This window comes from Leifsonia sp. HAY1-4F, from assembly GCF_056755275.1.
Map to the genome: position 1 here is coordinate 1 of NZ_JBNDHX010000671.1, position 234 is coordinate 234.

Annotated in this window: 1 protein-coding gene; it reads left to right on the top strand. The window is 59.0% G+C overall.

Going from position 1 to position 234, the window contains the following annotated elements; genetic code table 11:
* Positions 1-22: 22 nt before the first annotated feature.
* Positions 23-234, top strand: a 212-nt coding sequence (locus ACPYOG_RS20925) for an ATP-binding cassette domain-containing protein (protein WP_481295966.1), incomplete at its 3' end; no start/stop codon positions are given.

The window sequence follows — 234 nt, forward strand, 5'->3', positions numbered from 1 at the left end:
GTCCTATGGCGGACCGATTGTCTTGGACGGAGTCAGCATCGAAGTTGATCATGGGAAAATTCTCGGAATTATCGGCCCCAACGGCTCTGGTAAGACGACGCTGTTCAGCGTGATTTCCGGAACTTTCGCGCCCTCTTCCGGCAAGGTATTTTTTGCCGGGCGGGACGTCACTTCGCTTGGCGCTTCGGCGCGCGCCGTTGCCGGCATCGGCCGGACGTTCCAGGTTCCGCAAAC